The following is a 24622-nucleotide window of genomic DNA, read 5'->3' on the forward strand; positions in this document are numbered from 1 at the left end:
TCACAGCGTCTTGAGTTGCAGGGCGGGCGCGATGCGGCTGGCCCGCAGCGCCGGCAGCGCGCCAGCGACCAGGCTCACCATCACCGCCAGCACGAAGGTGGTCAGGAACATCGCTACGTCCAGGTGCGCGAGATCGGCGTATTCCACCGGCTGCCTGCGCACCAGCCACAGGCCAACCATGGTGAGCAGCCAGCCGCCGGTGCCGCCGAGCAGACCGATCAGCCCTGCCTCCACCAGGCATTGCGCGAACACCGTGCGGCGCGTGGCGCCGAGCGCGCGGCGCACGCCGATCTCGCCGCTGCGGCGCAGGAATTTCGCCAGCAGCAGGCCCACCGTGTTGAACAGGCAGATCGCCAGGAAGGCGAACGCCAGCCAGGTCTGCAAACGCACATCGCTGGGCACCACGTGATTGAAATCCAGCCACTGCATCAGGCTCATCAGCTGCGTGTCGTCGGCATGCGCGAAGCGGCCCAAGCCTTTTTGCTGCGCGGCGTAGCCGGCGACGAAACGGGTGTAGTCGCGCAACTTGGCCGCACTGTCCAGCTCCACCCACAACGCCACCCAGACGCAGGGCGAGCTCTGCAGCTTTTGGTTGCCGCCTGTGCCCCAGCAAGTGAACACGCTGAAGTCGTCGGCGATGATGTCCTGCCCGGTACCGAACGGCAGGTACACATCCTCGGGCTTCCCGTAGAAGCTGGCGGTGTCTCCGTTCGAGAAGCGGCCGCCGGCCACGTCGTAGAACACCGGCGACGGCCGCCACGGCGCCAGCACGCCCACGATGCGCACGTCGCTGTCCTTGAGCCGCAACGTGCGGCCCACGCTGTCGACGCCGCCGAACAGCTGGCGGTTGAGGTCGTCGGAAATCACGGCAACGCGCGTGTTTTTCGTATCGTCGTCGGCGCTCCAGCCACTGCCGTACTGGAACGGTACGTTGAACATGGGAAAGAAGTCGCCGGTGGTAGCCAGCACGCGCGACATCAGCGGCGGCAGGTTCGTCTCCGGCGCGCGCAGCTTCAGCGTGGCGACCGCGATCAGCGCCTGACGGTCGGCGCGATGCGCGCTCCACAGGTCCACCGCCGAGCGGTAGTCCATCACGTCGAACGGCCGCTTCTGCTCCTGCTTGGGGGATGGATCGACCTGCGGGTAATAAAGGTGCTGGCTGCGCCCCGGCAACGGGTCGCCGGAGAGCAGGTGCATCACCGTCAGCGTGGTCATGCTGGCGCCGATGCCCACCGCGATCGCCAATACCATCAGCACGGTGAGCACACGGTTGCGCTTCAGGCTGCGCAGTGCGAGATCGAGGTAATAGCCGAACATTCCTTCCTCCTTAGCCTTGCTCCCTCCCCCATGCGAGGGAGGGAAGCACTCATGCCGCGCGCGTGGCCGTCACCGGCGGCACGTTGGACGCGCGCCGCGCGGGCACGAACACCGCACACTGGCCTAGCACGAGCACGGCCACCACGCCGACCACGGTGTAGAGCATCGGCAAGCGATCCATCTCGTAGTAGCGCATCAAGGCCAGGTTGAGGCCCACCGCCATGCCGATGCCAATCAGGGCGCCGCAGCCCGCGATCAGCAGGTTCTCCAGCTGGAAGTAGTGCAGGATGTCGACCTTGCGCGCACCCAGCGCGCGGCGTACGCCGATCTGGCGGTGCCGCTGGCCGACCCAGAAGCTGGTGAGGCCGACGATGCCTGCCGCAGTAACGCTGAGCAGCACCAGGCAGATCACGCCCATCAGGATCGCCATGCCCACGTCGGCACGATAGGCCTTGGTGCGGATGTCACCGAACGACCTCACGCTGTCGTCGTCAAGCACGCGCAACGGGTTCACCTGGTACAGCGTGGGCGTAGCCGCGCGCATCGTCGCCTCCAGCTGGCCCGGCTTGGTGCGCACTGCGTAGCGCGCGAAGTTCGCGTCCAGCCGCACCGGGATCAAGGTGGTGTTCCAGACGAAGCTGTTGGTCCAGGTGCCGGTGCCGGGCACCTGCAGACGCTCCACTACGCCTACGATGGTGCTGGGCGAGCTGCTGCCGTCGACGTAGATGACCTTGCCCACGGCGTCGCCCTTCGGGTACAGCTTGTCGGCCAGCGCCTTGGTGACGATCACGATCGCGTTGGTGAACTGGTCGCGGACGCCGTGGTTCTGTATATCCGCCGCGGTGAAATTGCGGCCCGCCACCAGACGCAGCCCCAGGGTCGACAAGGCATTCTCGTCGGTGAAGTAGTACGAGGTGCGTACGTTCTGCCCCTTGTCGGAAAACTGCGTGTTCGGCTTGGTCGAAAGCGCTCCGTTCCACGAGGAGTTGAGCAGCGGTATCGAGTTGATCGGCGTCACCGAGGCCACGCCGGGCAGGTTGCGCAGCGCGGCGAGATCCTCCTTCTGCATGGCATCGAGTTTGGCGACGCCATCCGGCGTGTCGGCGCTGGGCGCGCCCACCCATTGCTGGCTGACCAGGAACAGGTTGCTCTCGTCCAGTCCGGTGAGGCGGTTCACCCGGTCGACGCGCTGGCCGATGATGAAGATCGCATTGCAGACGATCGCCAGGGTCAGCGCGATCTGCAGCGCGATCAGTACCACGCCGGCCTTGTGCTTGCGCAATGCCGCAATCATGGGATGCAGTTTCATGACGCGCTCCTCAATTGCTCTTCAGCTGCCACGCGGGCTGCACGCGCGAGGCACGGTAGGTGGGGTACAAGCCGGCGAGCATCGTTGCGATCACCGCCACGATCAGGGTCATCACCAGCAACGAGACGTCCAGTCGCGCCAGGGCAGCGATGTCCTTCGGCATCACCCAGCCCACGCTGGCCACGCCGGCGCAGGTGAGCAGCAGGCCCAGCACGCCGCCGGCCATGCCGACCATGCCGGCCTCGGTGAGGAACTGCAGGTAGATCGCGCGACGCGGCGCGCCGAGCGCGCGGCGCACGCCGATCTCGGCGCTGCGGCGCAGGAACTTCGCCAGCAGCAGGCCGATGGTGTTGACCAGGCACACCAGCAGCAACCCCAGCGCCACCAGCAACGAGACCTTGGTATCGCTAGGCACCACCTGCTGGTTGTCCAGCCAGGCCGGCAGGTTGCGCAGGCGGTTGTTCGGCTCCCAGCTGAAACGGCCGGCCTGCTTCTGTTCGCGCGCATAGCCTTGCAGGTAGTCGCGGTAGGCAGTCACCGCCGCCGCGTCGTCCAGCTCGACCATGTAGGAGATCCAGATGCACTCGGAGTGCTGCAGGCCGACGAAGCCGGATTCCTTCGGCGTCGCGTTGCAGTTGGTGTTGCCGTCGTTGGGGATACTGGCCTGGATGGCGGTCTGGAACGGCACGAATACGTCCTCCGTACCGCTATCGAAGCCGCCGGAGTTGACCACGTCGTAGAAGCGCGGCTGCGGGTTCCAGTCGTTCAGCACGCCCACCACGCGATAGTCGCGGCTCTCGATGTTGACGCTCTTGCCCACGCTGTTGGCGCCGCCGAACAGTTTCTGGTTGAGTTTGCTGCTGATCACCACCACCTGAGCGCGGTTGGCATCGTCGCTTGCGGCCCAGCCACTGCCGTACTGGAACGGCACATCCAGCATCGCGAAGAACTCGCCGAATACCGCGTGGCCGCTGACGTTGATCGGATGCTTGGTGGCCTCCGCAGGCACGACCGAAGGCGAGATCTGGTACATCGCGGATTGCAGCTTGGCGCGATGGTCGCGCATCAGCGCCGTCGCTTCGGTGTAGTCCATCGCGTTCGGCGGATCGCCGTTGGCGTTGCGCCCGCTCGGCCCCCAGTTGTCGACCTGGGGCACGAACAGTTGCGAGGATTTCCACGGAATCGGGTCGCCCGATACGGCACGGAATACCGACCACGAGGTCATCGACGCGGCCACGCCGAAGCCGATCGCCAGCACCATCAGCGCGGTGAGGCCAGGGCTGCGTTTCAGGCTGCGCAGTGCCAGATCAAGGTAGTAGGCGAACATTTCGTCTCTCCGTTGTTTGGGCCCCTCTTCCATCGGGAGAGGGGTTGGGGTGGAGGGCCCGGTAGCGAGCAGCGCGCTCGCCCGTCCCCTCTCCCCGCCCCTCTCCCGATGGAAGAGGGGAGAAACCAGACTCACACGCTGCGCGTCGCCTCCACCGGCGGCACGCGCGAAGCGCGTAGCGCCGGCGCCAACACCGCGCCCTGTCCGAGCAAGAGCAACACGACCACCCCGACCACCACATAACCCGGCGCGATCCGCAACATTTCGAACTGCTTCATCAGCCACAGATTCAGCCCCAGCGCGAGCACCGCGCCGACCAGCACACCCGCCACACTGATCAGCAGGTTCTCGGTGAGGAAGTAACCGAGGATGTCGTGCTGCGTGGCGCCCAGCGCGCGGCGTACGCCGATCTGCTTGCGCCGCTGTCCGACCCAGAAGCTGCTGAGACCGACGATGCCTGCTGCCGTGATGGCCAGCAGCACCACGCTGATGACGCCCATAAGGACCGCCATGCCCCGGTCGCTCGTGTAGGCGGCCGCGCGGATCTCGGCAAATGTCCGCACGCCAGTCTTCGGGCTGATCACCCGCATGCGATTGGCGGCATACAGCGCCGGGCGCACATGACTACGCACGCTCTCGAGCTGTCCCGGCTGCACGCGCACCACATAGACGGTGGAAGCCGTGAGCTGCCGGTAGGGGATCAGTGTCGAGTCATCGGCGAACTCGGCCACGCTACTGTCCACCCAGGGCGTTTGCAGGCGCTCGACGACGCCCACGATGGTGCTCGGCTGTTTGCTGATGTAGGCGGTCTTGCCCAGCGCCGAACCATCGGGGAACAGCCGGTCGGCCAGCTTGCGCGTCACGATGATGGCGCCAGGCTGGACATCGCCGTGCCGGTCGACCTGGCCGATCTCGTCGGGCTGGAAGTTGCGCCCCGCCACCAGTTTCAGCCCCAGGGTCGGCAGCGCATTCTCGTCCGCGAAATAGATCGCGGTGGTCGATACCGGCTTGAGCTTGTCGGGGGAATGGCCGATGCCGTAGGCGATGCCGCCGCCGCTCATCGGGTAGGTGTTGCTGGCGTAGACATCCGCCACACCCGGCAGCTTGCGCACGGTATCCACGTCGGCCGCCATCAGCGATGCGATCTCGCCTGGCGCCGGCTTGCCGGCCCATTCGTTGTTGACCACCAGCAGGTTCGCTTCGTCGACGCCGCTGGGTTGCGAAAGATGCGTCACGCGCTGGCGGATGATGAACAGCGCATTGCAGACGATCGCCAGGGTCAGCGCGATCTGCATCGCGATCAGCAAGGTGCCGGCCTTGTGATGCTTCAACGTGGCGAGGATGGGACGGATCTGCATCGTCTTCGCCTCAGTTGGATTTCAGCTGCCACGCGGGCTGCACCCGCGCGGCCCGCCACGTGGGATAGAACGCGGCGCCCAGCGTCGCGACCAGTGCACAGACCAGGGTCAGCGCCACCAGGCTGACGTCAATGCGGGCAAGCCGGGCGATATCCGGTTCGAACACGAGACCGATGCCGAGCACGCCGATGCCGGTGAACAGGACACCGATGACACCACCACTGATGCCGACAATGGCCGCCTCCATCAGGAACTGCGCCCAGATCTCGCGCCGGGAGGCACCCAGCGCGCGCCGCACGCCAATCTCCGCCGCGCGACGCATGAACTTGGCCAGCATCAGGCCGACCGTGTTCACCAGGCACACCAGCAGGAACCCCAGCGACAGCAGCAGCGAGATCCGCGTCTCGGGCGGCACCACCTTTTCGTAATCCATCCACTGGGTAAGGTTGAGCAACGTGTAGTAGACCGGCCAGTGGAAACGCCCGGCGCGGTTCTGCTCGGCCTCGTAGCCCTGGAGGAAGTCGCGATACGCCCGTACCGCGGTGGCATCCGGCAGCTCCACCCAGAAGGACACCCAGGTACAGCTGGACTGCAGCCAGCCTTGCCAGCCCGGCGCGCGCCCGGCGCTGCCGTAGCAGTTGTTGTTGCCCATGGTTTCCGTCTGCAGATCCACCGCGTGCGTGAATGGCAGGAAGAAATCCGGCGGATCGGTGAAGCCATCGTTGTTGGCGAGATCGTAGAAGCGGGGCCGCGGATTCCAGTCCGCCGTCACGCCAATGACCCGGTAGTCGTGGTCGTCCAGGCGGACCGTGCGGCCCACGCTGTTGGCACCGGCGAACAATTGCCGGTTGAGCTGGTTGCTGATCACGACCACGGAGGTGTGCGCGTCGTCCTGGCCGGCGTCCCAGCCGCCGCCATAGATGAAGGGCACCTCGAACATCGGGAAGAAGTCGCCGTAGGTGGCGTAGCCGCTGACCGCAAACGGCTCGCTGGCGGCATCCTGCGGAATCGCGGTGTAGCTCACCGGATACATCGCGGCCTGGCGACGCGCCTTGCGTGCGCGCATCAGCGCCATCGCGTCGGTGTAGCTGAGCGCGTCCGGGAGATTCAGGCCCTGCGTGCGGCTCTGCGGCCCCCAGATATCGATCTGCGGCGCGAACAACTGCGAGGACTTGTCCGGCAACGGATTGCCGGATACCGCGCGGAACACCGCATAGGTCGTCATCGACGACGCGACGCCGAAGCCGATGGCGAGCACCATCAGCGTCGTCAGTATCGGGTTGCGCCGCAAGCTGCGCAGACCGAGGCGTAGATAGTACGCAAGCATGCGGTTTCCCTATCTCCTGTTGGCCTGGTGTCGATCCACACTCATACCGAACGCGTCGCTTCCACCGGCGACACGCGCGAAGCGCGCAGCGCCGGCGCCAGCACGGCGCCCTGCCCCAGCAGCAACAGCACAATCACGCCGACGCCCACGTAAGCCATCGACATGTTGCTCATTTCGAAACGGGTTTTCGTCCACAGGTTGAACGCGATCGCCAGCACGGTTCCCATCACCACACCGGCCGCGCTGATGAGGAAGTTTTCGGTCAGGAAGTAGGCGAGGATGTCGCGCTGCCGTGCGCCCAACGCGCGGCGCACGCCGATCTGCTTGCGGCGTTGGCCCACCCAGAAGCTGGTGAGGCCCACGATGCCCGCGGCGGTGATCGCCAGCAGCACCGCGCAGATGATGCTCATCAGGATGACCATGCCGCGGTCGCTGTCGTACACCTTGCGGCGGATGGTGGCGTAATCCTGGATGCCATCCTTGGGATCGATGATGCGCATGCGATTCTGCGCAATCAGCGCCTTGGGCGCCTCGCGCATCGCATCGGCAAGCTGGCCGGGTTTGGCGCGCACGATGTAGTAGACGCCGCGCGAATCGTCCGCACGCAACGGCCAGATCAACGACTGCTTGGCATGCGAACGGCTGAAATTGTCCACTGTCTGCCGTTGCAGCGTGTCGACGATGCCAATGATGGTGGTCGGCACCGGGCTCATCGAGTAGAAGCTCTTGCCCAGCGCATGGCCGCCCGGAAACAGGCGATCGGCCATTGCCTTGCTGACGATCACCGACGGCGGCGTGATGGCCTGCTGGGTACCCATCAGCATCACCTCGTCGGGCCTGAAATTGCGCCCTTCGATAAGCTTCAGGCCCAGCGTGTCGACGAAATGCTCGTCACCCGTATATACCGCCACATCCGACGTCGGCTGCACCTGTTCGGGCGTCAGCATGACGAAGTTGTCCCAGCCGCCCCCCTTCAGCGGGTAACTGCTGCCGGGCGTGGCATCGAGCACCGCCGGCAGTTGCCGCAGCGCGAGCAGGTCGGCGCGTACCTGCGCATCGACCTGGGTCGTCGGCTGGTCGCCGTTGGCCCATATGTTGGTGATGACGAATACATTGGCCTCGTCCACGCCACTGGCTTGCGACAGGTTGCTCAGCCGCTGGTGGATGATGAACAGGGCATTGCAAACGATGGCCAGCGTCAACGCGATCTGCAGCGCGATCAGCAAGGTGCCTGCCTTGTGCCGGCGCAGCGCGACGAGGATGGGCCTGATCTGGATGTTCATGGCTTGCTCCTCAGCTCGACTTCAACTGCCACGCAGGCTGCACGTGCGCCGCACGCCAGGCCGGATAGAACGCCGCGAGCACCGTGGCGGCGATGGCCACGGCAAACGTGAGCGCCACCAGTGACGGGTCGAGCGTCGCCAGCTTCGCGATTTCCGGTTGGAACAACACGCCGACGCCAGCCACGCCCACCGCGGTGAGCAACAAGCCCAGCACGCCGCCGGCCAGACCCACCGTGCCGGCTTCCATCAGGTACTGGGCGTAGATCTCGCCGCGCGTCGCGCCCAGTGCGCGCCGCACGCCGATCTCGCTGGCGCGGCGCATGAACTTGGCCAGCAGCAGGCCGATGGTGTTGACCAGGCAGATCAGGAAGAAACCCAGCGCCACTACCAGCGACATGCGGCTTTCCGGCGGCACCACCTTCTCGTAATCGAGCCACTGCACCACGTCGCGCAGGCGCACGTTGGGAGCCCAGGCGAACCGGCCGGCGCGTTGCTGCACATCGGCGTAATTGGTGAGAAAGCGACGGTAGCTGTCGACTTCGGCGGAGCTGTCCAGTTCCACCCACGGCGTGATCCATACGCAGTTGCTTTGCAGGTACTCCTGCCAGGTGGTGAAGCTCAGCGAACCGCGGCAGCTGTTGCGGCCGCTCGGACGCATCTCCAGATCCAGCGCACGGTTGAACACGATGTAGATATCCGGCTCCTCGGCAAAGCCGTTGGTGCTGAACAGGTCGTAGAAGCGTGGCCGCGGATTCCAGTGGCTGGCGACACCCACGATGCGGTAGTCATGGCCACCCAGGTTGAGCGTGCGGCCCACGCTGTTCGCGCCGCCGAACAGTTTCCGGTCGAGTTCGCTGCCGATGACCACGTCGCTGGCCCGCGCGTCATCGTCCTGCGCGCTCCAGCCGCCGCCGTAGCGGAACGGCACTTCGAACATGCTGAAGAAATCGCTGGAGACGGCGTAGCTGATGGCATTCAACGGCATGTCGCGGTTGCCCTCAGGTATCACCGAGAGCTGCACCTGGTACAGCAGGGTCTGCCGCTTCGCCTCGTGCGCCCGCATCAGCGCCATCGCGTCGGTGTAGCCCACCGCCTCCGCCGGCTCGCCTTTCAGGTTCTGCTGCGGGCCCCAGGCATCGATCTGCGGCGTGAACAGCCGCGCGGATTTGTCCGGAATCGGGTTGCCCGACACCGCGCGAAACACGGAGTACGTGGTCATCGACGCGGCCACGCCGAAGCCGATCGCCATCACCATCAGAGCGGTAAGTGCGGGATTGCGGCGCAGGCTGCGCAGGCCGAGCTGGAAGTAGTAGGCGAACATGAGTCAGCCCCTCCCCGCAGCGGCGATGGCCGGAATACGACTGGCGATGGCAGGTTCGTGCGTCATTGCAACAACCCGTTGACTGCTGCCAGGTCGTGCATGTCGATGGTGCCGGCGGCCTGCTTGAGCAGCAGCTTGTTGAGGACGAACTGGTACCTGGCCGCGGTGTACTGGAACTGCGAATTGGCCACGTACTGGATGGCAAACACCACATTGGTCATCGATTGCGTGCCGATGGTGTAACCCGCGCGCATCGAGGTCAGCGATTTCTCCGCCGCGTCCACCGATTCGCGTGCACTTTTCACCTGCTCGATACCGTCCTTCACCAGGTTGAAATAGTTGGCGGCGTCACGCGCGGCCTGGCGGCGCTGGCTGTCCAGCGTGCCGAGGTCGGCGTCGCGCTGGTACAGCGCCTGCTTCACCTGTGCGTGCGTGAGGCCGCCGCTGAACAGCGGGATGCTGAGCGTGAGGCCCACCGTGGTGGTGGCCGGCCCGTAGGCGCCCGTGCTCGGCGTGGTGTTCGACCACTGGCCGAACTTGTTGTAGCCCACGCCGGCGGTGAGCGTGGGCAGGTGCCCTGCGCGTGCCGCCGTGACCTTGTGCTCATCGCTGTTCACCGCGTAGCGCGCGGCGAGTACGGAGGGATTGGTCCTCAGCGCCGAATCCACCCAGGCCTGCTCGTCGTTAGGCTGCGGCCCCTGCATGGGCAGGTCGTCGCGGAGCTTCTTCAACTCGCCCGTCGGCTTGCCGGTGATCTGCTGCAACGCACGGCGCGCATCCTTGAGATTGTCTTCGGCGTTGATCCGCACGCTCTTGTAGTACAGATAAAGCGCCTTGGTCTGGTTGACATCCGCCTCCATCGACAGACCATTCTTGAAGCGCGCGGAGGTCTGCTCGAACTCGGTCTTGTAGGAGTCCTCGTAGGAGCGGTCGATGTCCAGCACGTCCTGCGCCTGCAACACGCCGAAGTAGGCGTTGGCCACACGCACGTACAGGTTCTGCAGTGCGGCCTGATAGGTCTGTTCCTGCGAATCGCGGGACGCACTCGCGGCCCGCAGGTCGGCGATGGCGGACAGGTTGATGATGGACTGGCTGAGGTTGCCGGTGAGGGTGCGGTCGCGCGTGTGACCGCCGCCGCCGGTCTGCACGATATTGCCGTTGCCTGCAGTCGTCTGGGTGTTGCCGCCGCTGTGGATCTGGTCCATTTCCAACCCGGCGGACAACTGCGGCAACAGCGCCGCGCGGGCCACCGGCACGCCTTCGGCCACCAGCAGCCGCTGCGCGTCGGCGGTGGCCAGCACCGGGTCGTTGGCGACGGCCTGCCGGTAGGCATCCATCAGGTCTTCGCCGTGCCCCGCGACGGGGGCGACGGCGAGCAGGAGTAGCACGGGTAGCAGCTTCACACGCATGGACGGCACTCGTGGATGGTGTAGACGATGGCGGTCACGGCCGGTTTCAGGCCGGACTGGCATTGCCGCGCGCGGCGGCCACGCTGGCGTGGAAACGGGGATCCTCGGCGAGATCCACCACCTGGCCATCGATGATGTGCACGTTGCGCTGCGCGCGTGCGGCCAGTTCGGGATCGTGGGTCACCATCACGATGGTGGCGCCGTCGCGGTGGATCTCTTCCAGCAGCTCCAGCACGCCGCGGGCCATCTGCGTGTCCAGGTTGCCGGTAGGTTCGTCGGCGAGCAGCAGGCGGGGCGAACCGGCCAGCGCACGGGCGATCGCCACGCGCTGCTGCTGGCCGCCGGAGAGCTCGGCCGGGTAGTGCTTGAAGCGCGAAGCCAGGCCCACGCGCTCCAGCGCGTCCATGATGCGCTGCTTGCGCTCGGGGGCCTTCATGCCGCGATAGCGCAGCGGCACTTCCACGTTGTCGAACACGTTGAGGTCGGGGATCAGGTTGAACGCTTGGAAGATGAAGCCGATCTTCTCGTTGCGGATCTTCGAGCGGGCGTTGTCGTTCAACTGGCTCACTTCGATGCCATCGAGGTGGTACTCGCCGCCGGTGAAGGTTTCCAGCAGGCCCGCGATGGTGAGGAAGGTGGTCTTGCCCGAACCGGACGGACCGGTGACGGCGACGAACTCGCCTTCCTTCACGTCGATGTTGAAGTCGCGCAGCGCGTAGGTCTCCACCACTTCGGTGCGGTAGACCTTGGACAGGTGGGTCATCTTGAGCATGGTTCACATTCCTCGGTGGTGGTGGATGGTTCTTTGAAGCGCCTCTCCCTCCAGGAGAGGTGTCGGGTCGAGGGTCCGGCCGTAGCGATACCTATCGCTCTGCCCGCACCCTCTCCCTCCCTGCGCCCCCTCTCCCGACGGGAGAGGGGAAGCGTTTACCTGCTGATCGCGACGCGCTGGGCGCCCTTGAAGCTGTCGGTGCCGGAGATCACGATGCGGTCGCCTTCGTTCAGGCCTTGCAGGATCTCCACCTTGTCGATGCTGCTCACGCCCACGCGGATCGTCGTCTTGGTGGCGATGCCGTCCTTGACCACGTAGGCGTAGCTGCCGCCGGACTCGTCGACGAAGGAGCCGCGCTGCACGGTGAGCACGTTGTCGCGCTTGTCGAGCAGGATGCGCACGGACAGGCGCTGGTTCTGGCGCAGCTGTTTCGGCGTGGTGCCTTCGAAGCGCACGCGGGCAGCCACTTCGCCGTTCACCACTTCGGGCGAGATCGCGCTGACCAGGCCCTTCCAGGTGTTGCCGTTGCCGCTGATCTCGCCGGTCATGCCGATCGCGAGGTCGCGGGCGAAGCTCTCGGGCACCTTCACTTCCACTTCCAGCGCGGTGAGATCGATCACGCTGAGCAGCTGGGCGTCTTTCGCCACGGTAGCCACCGGCGCGATGAACAGCTGACCGACCTGGCCGTCCACCGGCGACTTCACGTTGAGGTCGTCCACCTGGCGCTGCAGGTCCTGCACCACCAGCATCTGGTTGTCGTGCGTGAGCTTCTTCGACTGGATGTTGAAGTTGAGGCTGTCGTTGCTCATGCCGAGATCGGCCTTGGCATGCGCCAGGGTGATCTTGGCCTTCTCCAGGTCGTCCTTGGCCTTGTCGACCGCGACGCCGGTGGAGGCGCCGGCAGCGTAGGCCTTCTGCTCGCGATCGAGGTTGTTGGCGGCGCTCTTGGCGTCGATCTGGGCGTTGTCGTAGGCCTTCTGCAGTTCGCCGCGCTTGGTGCGCGCGTCTACCTGCGACTGCAGATAATCCACCTGCATCGCGTCGGCCTTGGATTGCTCCTGCGCCAGCTTGTTGCGCAGCTCGGGGCTGTCTACCACGGCCAGCACCTGGCCCTTCTTCACCGTATCGCCGGCGCGCACCTTCAGCACCGCCGCGCCGCCGTAGGTGGCATAAAGCGTGGGGCTGTTCGCCGCCACTACCTTGCCCTCGGCGGCGATGTCGCGCACGAACGGCCCACGCTCGACGTTGGCGAAAGCCAGCCGCGACGCACTCACCGAGGCGTCGGCCGAGAACAGGCGGAAGATGCTGGGCATGGCGAGCGCCAGCACCACCAGCAAGGCCACGCCGCCGCCGATGAACAGCAGGCGCCGCTTGCGGTTGGGCTTGACCTCAACGATGCGGTCTTGAGCGGAAGTATCGCGGATCATCGAGCATTCCCCAGCCGCGGACAGTGCGGCCCTGTTCTCTACTCAGCAATCGGCGTGCCAACCCGCCTCGCCGGAAAAACACGCGACATTTCCGTAGCTTGCATTCACCAAGGCGCAAAACCCCGGTGTCCGCGGACACTGCGCGGACACCGGACAGGGCGGTTGCACGCGCGCATATGAAAAACCCCGGCGGGTGCCGGGGTTTGTCGGTTTATTGCCAGTCCGGCAACAGCCGGCATGGATGCAGGGAAAGCGCTTTCCTGCACTTTCCCCGCTCGCTGCGCCCGAACTTCGTTCGCGCTCCGCTGGTCAGGCGAAGCGCCTGGCCAGCGCGCGAGCCGTCCGTGGCTCGCACTGACCGGCGACCTGCGATCGCCGCTCAGAACTCCTGCTTGAAGCGAAGGCCGATCGTGCGCGGCTGGTTGACACCCGTGTAGACCTGCCCGTTCGGATACTGCGCCGATACACCTGGCGCGGCGCAGATCGACGGCTGGCATTCGCTGAACTTGAACAGCGCCGCCCGCTTGTCGAACGCGTTGTCGATGTAGGCGTCCACCGACCAGCTGCCCTTGCCGATACCCGCGGACAGATCGACGGAGTTGTACGCAGGCAGACCGCCGAGCTCGCTGCGTTCTTTCAGGCGCAGGTCGCTGGTGCGCTGGCCCACGTGCACCAGTGCGGCCTGGGCAAAGCCCTCGTACTGGCCCAGATCGAAGGTGTAGCGCGCGACCAGGTTGCCCTTGAAGCGCGGCGTGATCGGCAACTGGGTGCCCTTGGGCGCTTGCGGCCCGGACACCGGCGTGCCCGTCTGCGGATTGATCGTGCCCGCCGGACAATAGCTGACCGGGTTGCCGGCGTTGTCGACGAAGCCGCAGTAGTCGGCAGTGAGCTTGGCATCGTAGAACGCGACGCCGGCGCTGAGGTTGAGGTTGTAGGTGGCCTGCCAGACCAGTTGCGACTCGAAGCCGTCGATCCGCGCCGAGTTGGCGTTCTTGATGATGGTCAGGCCGTTCGGGCCCAGGATGTTGAACTGGAAGTGGTTCCAGGTCTCGCGGAACACCGCGCCGTTGAACGACAGCCGGTTGTCGAGCCAGGAGGTTTTCCAGCCGAGCTCGATATTGGTCAGGAAATCCGGCTGGTAGGGCGGAATGTCGCCGGCACGGTTGATGCCGCCCGGCCGATAGCCTTCCGAACGAGTGACGTAGAGCATCTTGGTGGGCGAGATATTCCAGGTCAGGTTGGCCTTGCCCAGCGTGCCGCTGTCCTTCACCGACCGGTTGAAGTCCGAGCATGGCGCACCGAGGAACGGCGTAGCGTCCATGCAACCCGCCTCGCCGTACAGCGAACTGGAAGAGAAGCCCTTGCTGTAGCCGTAGAAGCCGTAGAGGTGGTTCTCGCTGCGGTAGTAGCGCCCGCCGACCGTGGCGGTGAGCGTGTCGGGGATGATGTCGTAGGACAGCTCGCCGAACAGCGCCTTGTCGTAGTCGTAGCGCACCTGCCGGGTCAGCCAGATCGTGTTTGGCCAGCCGGTAACCGACAGATTGGTGGCCAGGCCGCTGATCTGGTAGTTCTGCAGGATGTCGTGCTTCTGCTTCTGCCAGAACACGCCTGCGGTAACCCGCAGCCGGTCTTCCGCAGGCGAGACGATGCGCAGCTCATGGCTGGTGTTGCTGTAGTGATCGCGATCGGTGATGTACTCGGACGGATTGACCATCGCGCCACTGTTGTCGACGAAGTAGGTGCCCAGCGACTGCAGCGTGTCGTACCAGAACGAGTAGTCGTTGTAGTCGGTCTGCTCCTCCTGGTTGCGCTTGAGGTGCGCATAGGCGTAGGTCAGGTCGAAGTTGCCGATCTTGCCCTGCACGGTCAACGCGCCCTGCCACCAGCGGTCGTCGACGCGCTCGGGGTAGAAATGCGTCACCGCCAGCGGGCCGACGACGGGGTCGACGGCGAAGCTGCCGTGGGTGATGGCCTGCTGCCCCATCAGGGTCGGGCTGATCGACCAGTCGTCGTTGAGGTCGACCTTCAGCGCCGCGCGTGCGCCGTTGGTAGTGGCGTCGTTGTAGTGGTTCCTGGCGTGTCCCGAGCATTGCACCGCCGCAGTCGGTCCGCTGCCGCTCGGCGTGCAACCGTCCGCATTGCTGACGGTGATGCCTGAGGACGGAAAGGTGCGCGAGCCGGCCTTGTTGTCGATGAAGCCCGCATCGTGCTCATGCCAGGCGACCAGCCGCACCGCCGCGTCCTTGCTGACCGGCAGGTTGAGCATGCCCTCGAACGTGCTGCCGATGCCGCCGTGATTGACCTGGTCGACGCCCAGCGTGTAGTTCGCCGCGAACCCGCTGGGGTCGGGCTTGTTGGTGATGATGCGCAGGGCGCCCGACTCGGCGCTGGCGCCGTACAGCGTACCTTGCGGCCCCGCCAGCACCTCGATGCGGGCGATGTCGTACATGTGGATGTCGAGCGGCCCCTGGATCGTGGTGACCGGCTGGTCGTCGAGGTACACGCCGACGCTGGGCTGCGAACCGGAATGATTGGTGTTGCCGCCGCTGGCGACGCCGCGCATGTAGATGGTGGCGAAGCCCGGGCCGGTGGCGATACCGCCGCCGCCCTGCTGGAAGGTGACGCTGGGCAGGTACTTCACGTAGTCGTTGAAGCTCTGCACGTGCAACGCCTCGAGCTGGTCGTTCTCCAGCACGCCGATGCTGATCGGCACCTTCTGCAGGTTCTCGGTGCGCTTCTGCGCGGTCACCGTCACCACGCCCAGCGTCGTGGTTTTCGTCTTCGCCTTGGTCGCGGGCGCGGCCGTAGCCGTCCCGGACTGCCCCGTGTCCTGCGCCAGCACCGGCGCGGCGATGGCCAGGCAGATCGCTGCCGCCAGCGGCAGCCTGGCCAGTCCGACCCTCGGCACTCCCGTGATCCGTTTCAACCTACTCGTGTGCATAAGCCCTCCCCAGGCAATTCCACGACCATCGATCGATATCGAACCGCTACTCCCCTCCCGGTGCGTCGGACCAGCCCGCCAGCGCCGGCCCCAGGGCCGATGCCAGCGGTTCCAGCCACGCCGCGTAATGCCGCCAGTGATCTAGTCCCTCGCGGTAGATCGGCTGGCGTACCTGTTCCGAACTGGCCGTGCGCACCGGCCGGGTGTTCTCGAAGAAGCGCAGGCAGGCCGCCTCGTACGGCAGGCCGCAGTAATCGAGCAGGCGGCGTACCTCGCCCTCGGTATCCTCGACCATGCGCTCATACGCCACGCGATGGATGCGCCCCGGCAACACGGTGTCGAAATGCGTCATCAGCGCCATGTAGTCGCGGTAGTAGCGGCCGATGTCCTCCAACCCGTAGCTGAAACCCTGCCCGCGCGCGAAATGCTGCTTGAACACCGAAAAGCCGCAGGCCAGCGGATGCCGGCGCGCGTCGATGATCTTCGCGTTCGGCAGCATCAGGTGGATCAGGCCGACGTGCATGAAGTTGTTCGGCATCTTGTCGATGAACAGCGGTGCCGAGGTCTTGCGCTGGATGCGGGTGTGCGCGAGGTAGCGTTCGCCCAGCGCACGCAGGGCGTCGGCATCGAGTGCCGCCAGCGCGTCGTGGTAGGGCATCGCGCCGTCGGCGTCGCCCTGCCCGCGCAACAGACGCGCTATCGAGGTGATCTCGGGCAGCTCCATCGTGCCTTCGACCCGGCTGTGGCTGGACAGGATCTGCTCGATCAAGGTGGAGCCGGCGCGCGGCAGTCCGACCACGAAGATCGGGTCCGGCGCCGGGCAGCCGCTGCCGGCACGGGCCGCGAAGAACTCGCGCGTGTAGTGCTCGCGGATGTGGCGCACCCGCGCACTGGTGTCGTCGGCGCGGTAGCCCAGCTGCGCGTGGCGGATCGCGTTGCCACGCGCGTAGTGGCGGAACGAAGGTTCGTATTCGCCGGCGTCCTCCAGCGCCTTGCCGACGGCGAACTCCAGGTGCAGGCGGTCGTCCTCGCCCAGGTCGGCGCGCGCCAGCTGCGTGCGCATCGCGGCCAGCTCGTCTGCGTTGAAACGGAAGGTCTTGAGATTGGCCAGGCTCCACCAGACCTCGCCGAACGAGGGTTCGAGCGCCAGGCTGCGGCGATACGCCGCGACGGCGCGCTCGTTGTGCCCGGCGGTCTTCAGCGCGTGGCCCTGGCTCACCCACAGCTTCGGGTTGTCCGGGTACTGCTCCAGCAACGCGGCGTAGATACCGATGGCTTGCTCGTAATCGCCCGTGCGGCACAGCACTGCCGCCTTGAGGTTGCGGCTGCCGGCATCCTCCGGATCGGCCGCGAGCAGGCGTTCGATCTCGGCCAGCGCCTGTTCCGGCTGGTTGCCGCGATGCAGGACCAGCGCATAGTTACGGCGCGCCTCGCGGAAGCCGGGGGCCAGCTCCAGGCAACGTTCGAGCAGATGCAGCGCATCCTCGTTGCGACCCAGCCGGGCGGCGACCTCGGCAAGCATGCGGATCGCCGCCACGTCGGTGGGCGCCTGTCGCAGATGCTCGCGCAGGCGCGCCTCGGCCTCGGGAATGCGGTTTTCCGCCAGGGCCACGGCGGCGGCCATCAGCTGCGGATCGCGGGTGGCGTGGCGCACGTGGCAGGCATAGGCCGCATCGGCCGCTTCGGCTTCACCGGCTGCCGTCAGGCAATCGCCAAGCACGCGCCAGGCCTGCGGCAGCTCCGGCTTGAGCGCCACCGCGTGCCGCAACGCGGCGATGGCATCCCGTTCGCTGCCGCTGCGACCCAGTGCCACTCCCAGGTCGAAATGGATCGCCGCCGCGTTCGGCTGCGTCCGCGCCAGCGGCACGAGGATGGCCAGCGCGCCGGGCAGATCGCCCAGCGAAGCGCGCGCGGTCGCCAACAAGTGCAGGGCGCGCGGATGGCCGGGGGCCACCTGCAGGATTTCATCGAGCTGTTCGGCCGCCAGTGCCGGATCGCGCTCCAGCAACCGCGTGGCGTGGGCCAGCGCCTGCTCCAGCGTGCCGGTGGCGGCGGCCTCCGTCATGCGCCGGCTTGCCGCCACGGTGCGGCCAACGCGTGCGGGGCGATTTCCGCACGGCACGACAGGAACACGGCGCGTGGCATGGGCGACGGCAGCTCCTCAAGGGATTCGCGGCAATCTAGCACCCGAATCCGGCCGACAGATAGTGGCAGTCACGATGCTGCGATGGTGGACACACGCGCCGGGATCGGACATACACTGCCGGGAACGCGCGGAGCACGGATGCCGCCGAAACGCAGGCCCGCCGCGCCACGCCATCCGGGGATCGAAACCACATGTCTGTCGACACCAGCGTCGAAGAACTCAACCGCGCACGCGCCTTGCCGGCGCGCTACTACTTTGGCGACGCGATGCTGGCGATGGAGCAGCGCGCAGTGTTCGCACGCAGCTGGCAGCTGGTGGCGCACCAGGGGCAACTGGCCGAGCCGGGCGACCACGTGGTCGAACAGGTCGCCGGAGTGCCGGTGCTGCTGGTGCGCGGACAGGACGGCGTGCTGCGCGCTTTTCCCAACGTCTGCCGCCATCGCGCCGGGCCGCTGGCGCTGTGCGACGGCAAGGGCATCCGCGCCCTGCACTGCAAGTACCACGGCTGGACCTACACGCTGGAAGGCCAGCTGCGCAGCGCGCCTGAGATGCAGGACGCCTGCGACTTCAAGGTCGAGGACATCCGCCTACCACCGCTGCGCGTGCACGAATGGCAGGGCCTGGTGTTCCTGGCGCTCGATCCCGAAACGCCGGCCTTCGACGAAGTCTATGGCGGCATCGCCGAACGTATTGCGCCGATCGACCTGGCGGCGATGCGCTACCTGCGCCGCGACGTCTACGACATCGACTGCAACTGGAAGGTCTACGTCGACAACTTCCTCGAGGGTTACCACCTGCCGCACGTGCATCCCGGCCTGTCGCGGGTGCTCGACTACCGCGCCTACGACACCGAGCTGTTCCCGTGGCATTCGCTGCAATCCTCGCCGCTGCGGAACAGCAGCGACATCTACGGCGACGGTCAGGCGTACTACTACTTCGTCTATCCGAACGTGATGCTCAACATCATGCCGGGGCGCATGCAGACCAACCGCATCCTGCCGCTGGGGCCGGGCCGCTGCCGCGTGGTGTTCGACTACTACTACGCACAGGACGAGGCCGCGCAGGCGCGCATCGCCGCCGACCAGGGCTTCAGCGACGAAGTGCAGAACGAGGACATCGCGATCTGCGCGGCCGTGCAGAAGGGCCTGGCTTCCGGCCATTACGTACCCGGCCGGCTCAACCCGAAACGCGAAAGCGGCGTCTGGCATTTCCAGAATCTGCTGCGCGGGGCCTACGCCGGCCCCGCCGGAGAGTCCGCATGAGCGAGGTCGCCGCCACCAGCGCGCACGGCGAGCGCAAGATCGGTTTCTGGACCTGCACGGCGCTGGTGATCGGCAACGTGATCGGCATGGGCATCTTCGTCCTGCCGGCCTCGCTGGCGCCATACGGCTTCAACGCGCTGATCGGCTGGGTCATCGTGCTGGCGGGCTGCCTGGTGCTGGCCCGCGTGTTTTCGCAGCTGGCCCAGGCCTTGCCCGAGGTAGGCGGGCCCTACGGCTACATCAGCCACACCTTGGGGGATCTGACGGCGTACCTGGCGCTGTGGGCATACTGGGTGTCGGTGTGGCTGACCAACTCCGCGCTGGCGGCAGGCGTGGTCGGTTACCTGGTCGTGGTGTTCCCGCCGCTGGGCGCGCTGCCGCCCATGTGGTTCGCGCAGGGTCTGCTGTGGGCGCTGGTGGTGGTCAACCTGTGCGGTGTGCGCAGCAGCGGCGGCATGCAGATCCTCACCACGGCACTGAAGCTGCTGCCGATGCTGGCGATTGCCTTGCTGGGCGGCTGGCTGCTGCTGACCTCGCCGGCAAGCTACACCGCGCACCTACCCGCCACGCCGATCACCCTGGGCAGCATCACCGCGGCCTCCACCATCGCCTTGTTCGCGATGATCGGCATCGAATCGGCCAGCGTGCCGGCGGCACGCGTGGACAATCCGGCGCGCACCATCCCGCGCGCCACCATGGTCGGCGCCATCCTGACCGCGGCCATCTACATCATCGTCTCGGCCGTGCCGCTACTGCTGATCCGGCAGCAGGAGCTGGCCGACACCAGCGCACCGTTCGCGTTGCTGATGGATCGCTACGCTGTCGCCGGCTCCGGGCGCTGGCTGGCGCTGTTCGTGGCGGTCAGCGGACTGGGCGCGCTCAACGGTTGGACCCTGCTGGTCGGCGAGCTGACCTGCACGATGGCCGGCAACGGCGTGCTGCCAACCGTGCTGGCCCGCTACAACCGCCAGGGCACGCCGGTGGTGGCGCTGCTGGTCACCGGCGCGCTGGCCTCGGCGATGATCGCGATGAGCTACAGCAAGTCACTGGTGTCGGCGTTCACCTTCCTCACCCGCGTGGGAACGGCCGCCAGCCTGCCGCTCTATCTGTGCTGCGGCCTGGCGCTGGCCGTGCTCTGGCGCAGGCGCCACGCCGGATGCGCCACGCGCCGGACCATGGTCATCGCGGGCACCTGCGTGCTGTTCGTGGTGTTCGCTTTCGTCGGCACCGGCCGCGAACCCTTCCTGTATGCGTTGGGGCTGGCTGCGGCGGGCCTGCCGCTGTACGCGCTGATGCGCCTGCGCCGCCGCAGCGCTCCTGCGAGCGGAGCGCTGCCGCCGTGAGAGATCCGCGCTACGACCTCTTGTTCACCCCGCTGAGGATCGGCCCGGTCACCGCCAAGAACCGCTTCTTCCAGGTGCCGCATTGCAACGGCATGGGGCACGCGATGCCGCTGGCGCACGCCGCCATGCGCGAAGCGAAGGCCGAGGGCGGCTGGGCCGTGGTCTCCACCGAAGAGTGCGAGATCCATCCCAGCGGCGACCTCACCCCTTATGTCGAGGCGCGGTTATGGGACGACCGCGACATCCCCGCACTGGCGCTGATGTGCGACAAGGTCCACGCGCACGGCGCGCTGGCCGCGCTGGAGCTGACCCACAACGGCCCCACCGCGTCGAACCTGTATTCGCGCGAAGTGCTGATCGCGCCCTCGCATCAGCCCACCAAGTACGGCTATCCGCACCAGGCGCGCGCGATGACGCTGCACGACATCCGCGAGTACCGGCGCTGGCACCGCGAGGCGGCAATCCGCGGCAAGCGCGCTGGCATGGACATCATCTACGTCTACGCCGCGCACGATCTGTCGCTGGCAATGCATTTCCTGCAGCGCCGGCGCAACCAGCGCAGCGATGACTACGGCGGCGCGCTGGAGAACCGCGTGCGTCTGCTGCGCGAGGTGCTGGAGGATACGAAGGAGGCAGTGGGCGACCGCTGCGCGGTGGCGCTGCGCTTCGCCGTCGATGAGCTGCTCGGCCCCGGCGGCGTGGAGCTGGCCGAAGCGCAGGACATCGTCGGCATGCTGGCCGAGTTGCCCGACCTGTGGGACGTGAACCTTGCCGCCTGGTACAACGACTCGGTGCCTTCGCGCTTCGCCGGCGAGGGCGCGCAGGAGCCGTTCATCGACTTCGTGAAGAAGACCACCACCAAGCCGGTGGTGGGCGTGGGCCGCTTCACCTCGCCCGACACTATGGTGTCGCAGCTCAAGCGCGGCGTGCTGGACATGATCGGCTGCGCGCGCCCGTCGATCGCCGACCCGTTCCTGCCAAGGAAGATCGAGCAAGGCCGCGTCGACGACATCCGCGAGTGCATCGGCTGCAACGTCTGCGTCTCCGGCGACATGACCATCTCGCCGATCCGTTGCACGCAGAACCCCACCATGGGCGAGGAATGGCGCAAAGGCTGGCATCCGGAACACATCGCGCCCAAACGCACGGCGGCGCGCGTGCTGGTGGTCGGCGCCGGCCCGGCAGGGTTGGAGGCCGCGCGGGCGCTGGGCCAGCGCGGCTACGAGGTGAGCCTGGCCGAAGCGCGCAAGGCGCTCGGCGGCCGCGTCACCCGCGAATCGCGCCTGCCCGGCCTGGCCGAATGGGCGCGCGTGCGCGACTGGCGCATAGGCCAGATCGACAAGCTGGCCAACGTGGCCGTCTATCTCGACTCGCCGCTCACCGCGCAGGACGTGCTCGACTTCGGCGCCGAACACGTGGTGCTGGCCACCGGCTGCCACTGGCGCCGCCACGGCTACGGCCGCAGCCACGGTTCCGATATTCCGGGCTTCGCGGACAACGCGCGCGTGTTCACTCCCGACGACTTGATGGACGGCCGCCTGCCCGACGCCGGGAGCCGCGTGGTGATCTTCGACGACGACGGCTATTACCACGCCAGCGTGGCGGCCGAACTGCTGCAATCGCGCGGCTGCGAGGTGATCCATCTGACGCCCGAGGACAGCCTCGCGCCGTGGATGCTGAACACGCTCGACTATCGGCATGTCCGTAAACGGATGGCCGAACTCGGCATCGAAGCCATGGTGTCGCATGACATCGTCCACTATGCCGGCGACACGCTCACCATCGAGGACGTGTGGACCCATCGGCAGCGCGAATTGGCTTGCGACGCCGTGGTCACCGTTACCGCCCGCCTGCCCGACGATGCGCTGTATCACGCGCTGCGGCAGCGCGAGGCGGAGTGGGCCGACGCCGGCATCCGCTCGCTGCGCTGCATCGGCGACGCCGAAGCGCCGGGCCTGATCGCGCATGCGGTCTACGCCGGCCACCGCTACGCGCGCGAGCTGGAAGAAACTGCCGCCGGCGAGGTCGCCTTCAGGCGCCACTTCCACACGGCCGACGCCGACGACTTGCAGCGCCAACGCGGTTAGCAACTCAGCGCCAGTCCCTCGGCCCGCGCGATGCCGCGCGCGATCCCGCCGCCCAATGCGGACACCCGCGCCGTAGGCAGCGCATCCAGCACCTCGAACCCGGCCAGCCGCAGGCATTGGAAATCCAGCAGTTGCGCCGCCTTGATGCGTTCGTCGCCGCGGCGCGCGCTGCGCTCGGCGCGCACCGGGGTGCCCTCCGCCAGCAGGGCATCCCAGCCGAGGTAATCGCTGTCCGGCAGCAGATGCAGGCGGGCGCACAGGCGACCATCGCGGGCGCGGCATTCCAGCCATTCGTGCGGACCGTCGCTGCCGACCGCGCAGGCGGCGACCAGCCGGCGCACGTATAGCAGCGGCGCCAACTCGCGACATCCCGCCAGCAGGCCGGTGGGTGCATCCGCAGGCGTCGGCACCGCACACGGCAGGTACAGCAGGGGTCCCGCGGCAGGCAAACGACGCGCGAGCAACGATGGTGCGATCCGCAACCAGCGGCGTTCCACATCGGCGCCGACGGCGCGTGGACAGACACGGGCAACGTGGGTAGCCAGCCAACCGAACATCGCGATCTCCATCGTCGGACAGGCTTGCTGCTGCCGGACCCATGGCGCGGCAGCGGGCTGGCAGTGAGTGGACTCAAGCATGCCCCCTCTCGTTGACGGGAGGGGAGAAGGAAGAGGACGTACCTCGGCTTGCGGCAAGCCGCGCCCTACTGAAGCGAGCGAAGCATCGTGCCGCTTACTTCGTAAGGATCAGCTTGTCGTTGCGGGTGAGGCGCAGGTGGTATTCGCTGCCCTGGTGCTGGATCACCAGTTCGCGTTCGCCATCCAGCAACGACTGGCTGCTGACGCGGCGCACGACCCGCTTCGATTCCGATGTACGTGGGCGCAGCGACAGCGGACTGGCGAGCCGGCTGGTGACGGCAGGCAGGCTCAAGGGGGTGGCAATCGACATGGACGACTCCGCGATGAGGATTAGGCGGAGTTGATGATAATAATTCTCATTAGCATGTCAACCATCCATCAGCCCACTGCCTGCTCGATGCGCCGGCACATCGATTCGTCCAGCTTCGGCGACACATCCAGCGCGCCGAGGTTGTGCTCCAGCTGTTCCAGCCGGCTCGCGCCCAGCATCACCGTGGACACATGCGGGTTGGCCAGACACCAGGCGATCGCCAGCTGCGCGGTGCTGCAGGCCAGCTCGTCGGCGATCGGCCGCAGCCTGCGCACCTTTGCCGCGCGCTCGCCACGCTCGCCCAACACCTGGTCGTGCAGCCAGGCGTAGTCGGGATGCGCCAGCCGCGAGTCGGACGGCACGCCGTCGTCGTACTTGCCGCTGAGCAGCCCCGAAGCCAGCGGCGACCAGATCGTGGTGCCCATGCCGTACTCCGCGTACAACGGCGCGTATTCCACTTCGACCCGTTCGCGATGCAACAGGTTGTATTGCGGCTGTTCCATCGTCGGCGCCGTCAGGTAGTTCTCGCGGGCCACGCGATGTGCCTCGTGAATCGCCTTGGCCGGCCATTCGCTGGTCCCCCAGTACAGCACCTTGCCCTGGCGCACCAGCAGATCCATGGCCGCCACGGTCTCTTCGATCGGCGTGTCTTCGTCGGGGCGATGGCAGAAGTAGAGATCGAGGTAGTCCACGCGCAGCCGCGCCAGCGCCTGATGGCAAGCCTCGATTACGTGTTTGCGCGACAGCCCCCGCTGGGTCGGCTTCGGGTGATCGTGCGCACCGAAGTACACCTTGCTGGACACACACCAACTGTCGCGCGGGAAACGCAAGTCGGCCAGCACGTCGCCCATCAGCGACTCGGCCACGCCGTTGCCATAGGTCTCGGCGTTGTCGAAGAAATTCACCCCGCGATCCCAGGCCAGCGCCAGCATCTCCCGAGCCAGCGAACGTCCCACGCTCTTGCCGAACGTGGCCCACGCGCCGAAGGAAAGGACGGAAAGCGGCAGGCCGGCACGGCCAAGGCGGCGGTATTGCATGGGGAAGC

At 66.7% G+C, this 24622-nt stretch carries 18 protein-coding genes; 3 read left to right on the forward strand and 15 right to left on the reverse strand.

What is annotated here, in order from left to right; genetic code table 11:
• The 12 genes from ISP14_RS02360 to ISP14_RS02415 form a co-directional block, all read right to left on the reverse strand.
• A complete protein-coding gene (locus tag ISP14_RS02360) occupies positions 1-1317 on the reverse strand; it encodes an ABC transporter permease (RefSeq protein ID WP_404535959.1) in 1317 nt (438 codons plus the stop codon).
• A 49-nt stretch (positions 1318-1366) separates the two neighbouring features.
• On the reverse strand, positions 1367-2626 hold the full coding sequence (locus ISP14_RS02365) for an ABC transporter permease (protein ID WP_404535961.1): 1260 nt from the start codon (positions 2624-2626) through the stop codon (positions 1367-1369).
• 10 nt (positions 2627-2636) lie between these two features.
• On the reverse strand, positions 2637-3953 hold the full coding sequence (locus ISP14_RS02370; RefSeq protein WP_404535963.1) for an ABC transporter permease: 1317 nt from the start codon (positions 3951-3953) through the stop codon (positions 2637-2639).
• 131 nt (positions 3954-4084) lie between these two features.
• Positions 4085-5311 (reverse strand): ABC transporter permease, encoded by a 1227-nt coding sequence (locus ISP14_RS02375; RefSeq protein ID WP_404535965.1) that lies wholly within the window; start codon positions 5309-5311, stop codon positions 4085-4087.
• A 10-nt stretch (positions 5312-5321) separates the two neighbouring features.
• On the reverse strand, positions 5322-6638 hold the full coding sequence (locus tag ISP14_RS02380) for an ABC transporter permease (RefSeq protein ID WP_404535968.1): 1317 nt from the start codon (positions 6636-6638) through the stop codon (positions 5322-5324).
• Between the two features lie 41 nt (positions 6639-6679).
• Complete coding sequence (locus ISP14_RS02385; RefSeq protein ID WP_404535971.1) at positions 6680-7921, reverse strand: ABC transporter permease; 1242 nt, start codon at positions 7919-7921, stop codon at positions 6680-6682.
• Positions 7922-7931: 10 nt separating this feature from the next.
• Positions 7932-9242 carry an ABC transporter permease gene (locus ISP14_RS02390; protein ID WP_404535974.1) on the reverse strand — a complete coding sequence of 437 codons (1311 nt, stop codon included), beginning with the start codon at positions 9240-9242 and terminating at the stop codon, positions 7932-7934.
• 62 nt (positions 9243-9304) lie between these two features.
• The gene (locus tag ISP14_RS02395; protein WP_404535976.1) at positions 9305-10651 is read right to left on the reverse strand and encodes a TolC family outer membrane protein; all 1347 of its coding nucleotides are present in this window, start codon (positions 10649-10651) and stop codon (positions 9305-9307) included.
• A gap of 46 nt (positions 10652-10697) precedes the next feature.
• A complete protein-coding gene (locus ISP14_RS02400) occupies positions 10698-11423 on the reverse strand; it encodes an ABC transporter ATP-binding protein (RefSeq protein WP_404535978.1) in 726 nt (241 codons plus the stop codon).
• Between the two features lie 155 nt (positions 11424-11578).
• Positions 11579-12850, reverse strand: coding sequence for an efflux RND transporter periplasmic adaptor subunit (locus tag ISP14_RS02405; protein ID WP_404535981.1), 1272 nt, complete (start codon positions 12848-12850; stop codon positions 11579-11581).
• 379 nt (positions 12851-13229) lie between these two features.
• Complete coding sequence (locus ISP14_RS02410; protein WP_404535983.1) at positions 13230-15791, reverse strand: TonB-dependent receptor; 2562 nt, start codon at positions 15789-15791, stop codon at positions 13230-13232.
• Positions 15792-15837: 46 nt separating this feature from the next.
• Complete coding sequence (locus ISP14_RS02415; RefSeq protein ID WP_404535985.1) at positions 15838-17856, reverse strand: tetratricopeptide repeat-containing sulfotransferase family protein; 2019 nt, start codon at positions 17854-17856, stop codon at positions 15838-15840.
• Positions 17857-18128: 272 nt separating this feature from the next.
• On the opposite strand from ISP14_RS02415, the gene ISP14_RS02420 reads away from it, so the two are divergent.
• From ISP14_RS02420 to ISP14_RS02430, 3 genes are read left to right on the forward strand one after another with little or no spacing between them, the layout of a single operon-like run.
• On the forward strand, positions 18129-19199 hold the full coding sequence (locus tag ISP14_RS02420) for an aromatic ring-hydroxylating oxygenase subunit alpha (protein WP_404535987.1): 1071 nt from the start codon (positions 18129-18131) through the stop codon (positions 19197-19199).
• Positions 19196-20542 (forward strand): amino acid permease, encoded by a 1347-nt coding sequence (locus ISP14_RS02425; protein WP_404535990.1) that lies wholly within the window; start codon positions 19196-19198, stop codon positions 20540-20542. The genes ISP14_RS02420 and ISP14_RS02425 overlap by 4 nt, the downstream gene beginning before the upstream one ends.
• On the forward strand, positions 20539-22629 hold the full coding sequence (locus tag ISP14_RS02430; protein ID WP_404535992.1) for an oxidoreductase: 2091 nt from the start codon (positions 20539-20541) through the stop codon (positions 22627-22629). Before ISP14_RS02425 ends, ISP14_RS02430 begins: the two co-directional genes overlap by 4 nt.
• Here ISP14_RS02430 and ISP14_RS02435 read toward each other — a convergent pair.
• The 3 genes from ISP14_RS02435 to ISP14_RS02445 all read right to left on the reverse strand — a co-directional run bounded on the left by ISP14_RS02435 (position 22626) and on the right by ISP14_RS02445 (position 24614).
• Positions 22626-23267, reverse strand: coding sequence for a hypothetical protein (locus ISP14_RS02435; RefSeq protein ID WP_404535994.1), 642 nt, complete (start codon positions 23265-23267; stop codon positions 22626-22628). The two genes, ISP14_RS02430 and ISP14_RS02435, sit on opposite strands and share 4 nt — an antisense overlap.
• Positions 23268-23361: 94 nt before the next feature.
• On the reverse strand, positions 23362-23577 hold the full coding sequence (gene hemP, locus ISP14_RS02440; protein WP_404535996.1) for a hemin uptake protein HemP: 216 nt from the start codon (positions 23575-23577) through the stop codon (positions 23362-23364).
• A gap of 68 nt (positions 23578-23645) precedes the next feature.
• On the reverse strand, positions 23646-24614 hold the full coding sequence (locus ISP14_RS02445) for a potassium channel beta subunit family protein (protein WP_404535998.1): 969 nt from the start codon (positions 24612-24614) through the stop codon (positions 23646-23648).
• Between the last annotated feature and the right edge of the window lie 8 nt (positions 24615-24622).

It is taken from the genome of Dyella agri (genome assembly GCF_044904705.1).
Lineage (GTDB): Bacteria > Pseudomonadota > Gammaproteobacteria > Xanthomonadales > Rhodanobacteraceae > Rhodanobacter_A > Rhodanobacter_A agri.

Coding starts and splice junctions, on each gene's coding strand:
- ISP14_RS02420 (WP_404535987.1), top strand. CDS start 18,129: ATGTCTGTCGACACCAGCGTCGAAGAACTCAACCGCGCACGCGCCTTG.
- ISP14_RS02415 (WP_404535985.1), bottom strand. CDS start 17,856: ATGACGGAGGCCGCCGCCACCGGCACGCTGGAGCAGGCGCTGGCCCAC.
- ISP14_RS02360 (WP_404535959.1), bottom strand. CDS start 1,317: ATGTTCGGCTATTACCTCGATCTCGCACTGCGCAGCCTGAAGCGCAAC.
- ISP14_RS02395 (WP_404535976.1), bottom strand. CDS start 10,651: ATGCGTGTGAAGCTGCTACCCGTGCTACTCCTGCTCGCCGTCGCCCCC.
- ISP14_RS02435 (WP_404535994.1), bottom strand. CDS start 23,267: ATGCTTGAGTCCACTCACTGCCAGCCCGCTGCCGCGCCATGGGTCCGG.
- ISP14_RS02405 (WP_404535981.1), bottom strand. CDS start 12,850: ATGATCCGCGATACTTCCGCTCAAGACCGCATCGTTGAGGTCAAGCCC.
- ISP14_RS02370 (WP_404535963.1), bottom strand. CDS start 3,953: ATGTTCGCCTACTACCTTGATCTGGCACTGCGCAGCCTGAAACGCAGC.
- ISP14_RS02445 (WP_404535998.1), bottom strand. CDS start 24,614: ATGCAATACCGCCGCCTTGGCCGTGCCGGCCTGCCGCTTTCCGTCCTT.
- hemP (WP_404535996.1), bottom strand. CDS start 23,577: ATGTCGATTGCCACCCCCTTGAGCCTGCCTGCCGTCACCAGCCGGCTC.
- ISP14_RS02365 (WP_404535961.1), bottom strand. CDS start 2,626: ATGAAACTGCATCCCATGATTGCGGCATTGCGCAAGCACAAGGCCGGC.
- ISP14_RS02410 (WP_404535983.1), bottom strand. CDS start 15,791: ATGCACACGAGTAGGTTGAAACGGATCACGGGAGTGCCGAGGGTCGGA.
- ISP14_RS02400 (WP_404535978.1), bottom strand. CDS start 11,423: ATGCTCAAGATGACCCACCTGTCCAAGGTCTACCGCACCGAAGTGGTG.
- ISP14_RS02380 (WP_404535968.1), bottom strand. CDS start 6,638: ATGCTTGCGTACTATCTACGCCTCGGTCTGCGCAGCTTGCGGCGCAAC.
- ISP14_RS02385 (WP_404535971.1), bottom strand. CDS start 7,921: ATGAACATCCAGATCAGGCCCATCCTCGTCGCGCTGCGCCGGCACAAG.
- ISP14_RS02375 (WP_404535965.1), bottom strand. CDS start 5,311: ATGCAGATCCGTCCCATCCTCGCCACGTTGAAGCATCACAAGGCCGGC.
- ISP14_RS02425 (WP_404535990.1), top strand. CDS start 19,196: ATGAGCGAGGTCGCCGCCACCAGCGCGCACGGCGAGCGCAAGATCGGT.
- ISP14_RS02390 (WP_404535974.1), bottom strand. CDS start 9,242: ATGTTCGCCTACTACTTCCAGCTCGGCCTGCGCAGCCTGCGCCGCAAT.